The 6,033-nt window shown below is 26.3% G+C and carries 7 protein-coding genes and 1 tRNA gene; 5 read left to right on the forward strand and 3 right to left on the reverse strand.

The window, feature by feature from the left end:
* The coding region (locus AMN73_RS00370; protein ID WP_075534344.1) for an N-acetylmuramoyl-L-alanine amidase at window positions 1-534 on the reverse strand (534 nt) is incomplete at its 3' end.
* 56 nt (window positions 535-590) lie between these two features.
* Between AMN73_RS00370 and AMN73_RS00375 the strand changes: the two genes are divergently transcribed.
* Genes AMN73_RS00375 through AMN73_RS00385 form a run of 3 tightly spaced genes read left to right on the forward strand, consistent with a single transcriptional unit; the run spans window position 591 to window position 3,154 of the window.
* Window positions 591-1,376, forward strand: coding sequence for an MlaA family lipoprotein (locus AMN73_RS00375; RefSeq protein WP_075534345.1), 786 nt, complete (start codon window positions 591-593; stop codon window positions 1,374-1,376).
* A gap of 9 nt (window positions 1,377-1,385) precedes the next feature.
* The gene (locus tag AMN73_RS00380; protein WP_075534346.1) at window positions 1,386-1,979 is read left to right on the forward strand and encodes an MlaC/ttg2D family ABC transporter substrate-binding protein; all 594 of its coding nucleotides are present in this window, start codon (window positions 1,386-1,388) and stop codon (window positions 1,977-1,979) included.
* 53 nt (window positions 1,980-2,032) lie between these two features.
* On the forward strand, window positions 2,033-3,154 hold the full coding sequence (locus AMN73_RS00385; RefSeq protein ID WP_143323173.1) for a hypothetical protein: 1,122 nt from the start codon (window positions 2,033-2,035) through the stop codon (window positions 3,152-3,154).
* Here the strand turns inward: AMN73_RS00385 and AMN73_RS00390 are convergent.
* Together AMN73_RS00390 and AMN73_RS04405 are read right to left on the reverse strand one after the other, a co-directional pair.
* Window positions 3,155-3,231: transfer RNA gene (locus AMN73_RS00390), tRNA-Ile, on the reverse strand.
* Between the two features lie 126 nt (window positions 3,232-3,357).
* Window positions 3,358-3,531 (reverse strand): hypothetical protein, encoded by a 174-nt coding sequence (locus AMN73_RS04405; protein WP_179850061.1) that lies wholly within the window; start codon window positions 3,529-3,531, stop codon window positions 3,358-3,360.
* A gap of 147 nt (window positions 3,532-3,678) precedes the next feature.
* On the opposite strand from AMN73_RS04405, the gene AMN73_RS00395 reads away from it, so the two are divergent.
* Together AMN73_RS00395 and AMN73_RS00400 are read left to right on the forward strand one after the other, a co-directional pair.
* Window positions 3,679-4,017, forward strand: a complete 339-nt coding sequence (locus AMN73_RS00395; RefSeq protein WP_075534348.1) for a hypothetical protein — start codon at window positions 3,679-3,681, stop codon at window positions 4,015-4,017.
* Between the two features lie 15 nt (window positions 4,018-4,032).
* Window positions 4,033-6,033: DEAD/DEAH box helicase family protein (locus AMN73_RS00400; protein ID WP_143323174.1), on the forward strand; the 2,001-nt coding region annotated here is incomplete at its 3' end.

A 6,033-nucleotide genomic window follows, 5' to 3' on the forward strand; every position in this document is an offset into this window, starting at 1 on the left:
TTTTCTTCTCAATTTTTTCAAAATTATACTATTTACTTTATGCCATATTGAAAGTTTTTTTTTTGCGAGTTTTTTCCACGGAAATTTTTCACCAGGATCTTTTTTTCTAACTGGGGCTATATCAGAATGACCAAGTATATTTTCAGATTTTATTTTATATTTTTTTTTTAAATTTCGTAAAAGTTTAATTAAAGCGGTTATTTGTTTCTTCTTATAATTTTTGTAACCATAGTTGTGACCTGTATTGGAAATTTCTATACCGATCGAAAAATCATTTAAAAGTTTTTTTTTACCCCAAGCTGATTTACCAGCATGCCAAGCGGTATATAAATCTGGAATTAATTGAATTATTTTACCGTTATATTTAATAAAATAATGGCTACTAACCTCAGATTGTATATTGATTAGCCTTTCAATTGCATCTTTTTCTTTTCTCATGCCAGTGTAATGAATAATCAAAAATTTGATGTCGCTTTTATTTCTCTTGTAATTATTGAAATTTGGTGAGTATTTATAGGTAATTTTTGATAGCATTTTTGACTTTTTTTAGGTTAACATTATATGTATAACACTAATAGAAAACTAAGAACATGAGATATTTATTAAAAATTTTAATAATTTACATTTTTACAATCAATTTTGCTTTTGCAGGAGCAGATGGCGAAGTTTCATTCTCAAAAAAAACAGGAGAAGTAAAGGATTGTTTTGAAAGTGTTAATAGAGCAACATTTGCTTTTAATCAGGGATTAGACAATATAATATTTGAACCATTGGCAAAGGGTTATAGAAAATTACCAAATCCTATAAAAATAGGAACGGGCAATGTGCTAAGTAACATATCAAATTTGATTACAATACCTAATAACATCTTACAAGGTGAGTTTAAAACTGCGGGAGTCAATACAGCAAGACTTGCGGTGAATACTACCGTTGGTATTTTTGGAATTTTTGATGTTGCCTCACAAATGGGATTCATAAAAGATTATAAAAAAGAGGATTACGGTCAAACTTTAGGAACTTGGGGAATTGGTGAGGGATGTTATTTAGTGTTACCAGTTTTAGGTCCATCTACAATTAGAGATCTATCTGGAAATTTTGCAAATATTTTAGGTGCTGATCCATGGTATAATTTAACAATTAAAAACGACACTCGACACTTTAAGGAGTCTGATTATTATTTTTCCAAAGGAGGAGATGGCTTAAACTTTAGAGCAAAAAATATAGACTCTTTTGAAAATTTAGAAAAGAATTCAATGGACTTTTATGCATCAGTGAGAAGTTTATACTTACAGGATAGAAGAAAAAAAATTTTAAATTCCGATAGTGTTACAGAATCTCAAGATGACAGTGATTGGGACGAAATTCAGTCTAATTAATTATTCTTAATGATTAAAAAATTTAAGTTTATTAATATTTTTTTATTATTAATTTTTATTTCTAAAACTGCGTATTCCTTAGAGCCCAATATTTTCGTTCAATCTACAGTTAATAGAGCATCTCAAATTTTAAGTAGTGATATCTCTAAAAGTGACAAAATTGAAAAATTAAAAATTATTGCAACAGATACAGTTGATATAAAAGGTATAGGTTTTTATACTCTGGGAAAATTTAGAAAAGAATTAAACGACGCTGAAAAAAAGGAATATACTAAATTATTTAGAGAATACTTTTTAAAAAGTTTTTCAAGCAGACTTGCCGAGTACACAAACCCCAAAATAGATGTCCAGTCACAAGAAAAACTTAATGATAAATATACTATTGTCTCTAGTGTCCTTGTGGCTACAGATACTCGACCTGAGATTAAGATACAATGGAGAGTTTATACAAAAGATCCTGACAGACCATTGATAAGAGATTTAATTATTGAAGGGCTAAGTTTAGCAAGAACCCAAAAGGAGGAATTTAGTTCGATAATACAAAGCAGTGATGGTGATATACAATCATTATTCTCAAGCTTAAAAAAATTTATTAATAATTAGATTTTAAATCTTTTATAATGACAATTAAAAGTAAGTTTCTTTACTTGGTGGTTTTGACTAGCCTAATATTTCAAATTTCAAAATTTTATAGTTTTTATACCGAGTACTCTGCATGGCAGTACGTTGATTGGCTAATTAATTATCAAGGTGGTTTTGTAAGAAGAGGTTTAATAGGTGAATTTTTATTTCAAATTCACAATATGATTAATCTTGATCTTGATATATTAGTTTTTACTTTTGTATCTTTTTTATATTTGATGGTTTCTTTTTTTTTAATTAAGACAATTAAATATTTAGAAAGTTCCCAATTAAATACATTAATTTTTCTATCACCTGGTTTTTTTTTATATCAGATAATGAATTCAGAGGTGATTGGAAGAAAAGATATGCTTTTTTTACTGGTTATCGCTTTTTTTGTTTTTTTTGAAAAAAGATTAAATAACAAAAATTTATTTGTTCTACTTATACTATTAGTTTTTTTTCTATCTCTTTCACACTCAATTTTTTTATTTTATTCACCTTACTTATTTTTTTTATTTTTTTTAATTAAATCAGTTAGAAAGGTAAAAGTTACTTTTGCTGAAATAATAATTTCCTCAACCTCTTTATTTGTTATTTTTTTTCTAATTTACTTTAATCAAGGCGATGAATTGATAGTTTCAGAAATATGCAATTCTGTAAAAAATTTTGTAAATTCCGATTGCGAGATCCGTGGGCAAATGTTTTGGCTTGGAAATAATGCAGAATCTCATATTTCTGTTCAATATGTAAATTTTAATCATTTTTTAATTTATCTTTTATCAATAATTTTAGTTTTTTTTTTTATTTTTATAAAATTTTATAATTCTAAATTTAAGATCAATAACCTAAGTATTAATAAATTTAATCCAGCTTTATTACTGTTAATTTTATTTTTATTAACATTGCCTGTTTATTATCTTGGATCTGACTGGGGAAGATATATATATCTATCTTTCTCAGGGTCTTTCTTTATTTTTATTTTTTGTATTAAAGAGAAACTTTTTTTAAAAAATTATGAAATAAAATTTAATAAAATTTTTTTTATATTGCTAGTTATTATTTATAGTTTTTCTTGGACATTTCCTTTTTACCATGCCGAACAAATTAAATTTACATTAAAAAAACCTATTTTGAAAATTGTTGAGAGTTTCTAATGGTGGGCCCGCCAGGACTCGAACCTGGGACCAATACATTATGAGTGTACTGCTCTAACCAACTGAGCTACAGGCCCTTAAAATTAATTAGGTATTACACCAATTTTAAAATTCATACAAGTTAACTTTACAAACGGTAGATTGTATTTTTTTAGAATTTTAGATTCAAACTTTGCATTCGTTGGTAAATCCGTTGGTAAAAATTATTTTTTATTCTTAATTTTAAACCCATTCTTTTCCAGCACATTTATTAAATTCTTTAGCTTCTCATCTCGTGAAGTGTTTTGATCTCCAATGCTTTCAAAAAATATTGGTTTTAAACCTTTTTTTTCTTTTGATTTAAAAAAGTCTCTAATTGATTGTATTTTTATTTTCATGTTTCTCCTTTAGCGTTTTATTTTAAGTCCTAGCAAGTAGAGTTATTTTCTAAATCAGGACTAGTTAATTTTATCATACTTAAGACATAATTAAAAATTATATTATTAATTGTTAATTAATTTTCTTATTTTAAAAACTTCAAAAATATGCAGCAGTTAGAACTGTTTGAGTACAGAAAAGATTATCTTTTTGATAATAAAAATCAGGTTGCTCATTGGTACGATATCCTTAAAGAAACAGAAGACACTATTAGTTATGCAGAGCACATAGATCCTAATAAAGGCTATGCAATAGCAGGTATGGAATATGAGGAATATGTGGATGTGAAAAAAGATAGGTTGAAAGGACTGACCTATGATCAAATCCTCACATATTTAAAAAGTGCTAAAAAAGAGGACAGGCTTAAAAAATATAAAGCTTTGTTAAAATTTAGAAATATTCCTTTTGAAGCTGATCTTTTTACCTGGCATAATAACGATTTATAATAATAATTATAACATATGAAATTAGAATCATTTTTGACTCTACATGGAACTAAAATGGGTTTTCTCGAAAAATCATTCTTAATAAATATTTATTATAAAGATTATGGTGAAAGAGGTTTAGACCTTATAAATCCAGAAGTAAATATTCCAAGAAATGATGGGTCCAACAGAAAATGGCGAATTGATTTTGTGATACAAACAAAAAAAAATAAATTTGCCATTGAAACTGATGGATTTAATTATCACGCACCAGGTAAAGTTTCTAAGACAAGATTTAACGAATTAACTGAAAAAGGTAATGAATTAACTAGACAAGGATATGTCAGAATCAATCTCACTAGAGATCAAATTGAAATTGAACCTAATGAAGCTATATTTCAACTAAGAAGAGCAATAAATTTTGATAATGAATTAGCTTCATTATTTTTAAAATGGAGCAAAGATAAAAAACCCCAACCTCACGAAGTACAAATAAAAGCACTAGAAGCTCTTAAGGAGACAAGAAAAAAACATAAAAGAGGACTTGTGGCTTTAGCTACGGGACTTGGTAAAACTTATCTAGCTATTTTTGATACCCTTAAATTTAAAGCAAAAAAGATTCTTTTTATCGTACATCAAGATCATATTCTTAAACAGGCAAAAAATTCATTTGAAAAAATGATTCCAGAAAGAATAAAAGAAATGGGTTTTTATACCGGAAAAGAAAAATTTAATTCAAAAAAAAATTCTAATCAAATAAATATTATTTTCTCAACTATTCAAACTTTAACAAAAGACAAAAATTTAAAAATATTTAAGAAAGATGAGTTTGACTACATAATTGTTGACGAATCTCATCATACAGCAGCTCCAAGCTACATTAAAATAATGAATTATTTTACTCCAAAATTTTTTCTAGGTTTAACTGCAACACCTGATCGAATGGATAAAAAGGATATATTAGAATTTTACGAAAATAATCTTGTTTTTCAGATGGATCAAGAAGTGGCAATTAAACAAGGTTATTTATCTAAATTAATTTATAAAGGTATGATCGACAATGTTGATTATACAAACATTACTTATAATGGATTTAAATATGATGTTAATGATCTAAATAAAAACTTAATTATTGAAAAAAGAGATAAAGCAATAATTAATAAATATGAAGAATTAGCAAACAATAGACGATCTATTGCATTTTGTGCATCTATTGAACATGCTAATCACTGCGAAAAGATTTTTAGAAAAAAAGGCTATAAAACACTTTCAATTCACTCAGAAGCATCAAAAAAAAATACTGATAATCAATCTTTGATAGAAAAATTTGATAAAGGAAATTATCAAATTGCATTTGTGGTTGATATGTTGAATGAGGGTATAGATATTCCAGATATTGAATGCATATTAATGCTTAGACCAACTGAGTCTCAAACGATTCTAAAACAACAGTTGGGAAGAGGCCTGAGGTTATCTCCAATTACTGAAAAAAAAGATTTATTAGTTTTAGATTTTATAGGTAATTATAAATCTTCTCCTCAAATATTAGACTCTCTCGGAATAAACACTAGAGATTTAATTTATGATAAAGAAAAGGATATTTATTATTATGATAATGATGGGCGTACTGTAATATTTGATGAAGAGGTTGTTGATATATTTAAATATTTTAAAAGTACTTCTACAAGAACTATTAACGAGAATCTTATTTCTAATGATTGGAGAAACTACGGAACTTTTATTAAAGACTCATCTGCAAAAGGAAAAAATTTATATTGGAGTGTTGGCAAAAAAAATAATCATTTAGAGGTTCATTTATTTATTCTTGAAAAAATATATTCAAATTACTCTAATTTTAAAACTAAATCTGAAATGGATGAATATATTAAAAAAACAACCAAAAAAAATTATCCTTCAAAAACAATGGAAGGAAATAGAGCTTTATTTTTAAGCAAATTACTAGGCTTTATTAATGAAGAAAATAAATTCACAAATCAAGGGAAAAAACTAATTCTTAATTACAAAAATAGAAATAAA

This window comes from Candidatus Pelagibacter communis (genome assembly GCF_001179965.1).
Lineage (GTDB): Bacteria > Pseudomonadota > Alphaproteobacteria > Pelagibacterales > Pelagibacteraceae > Pelagibacter.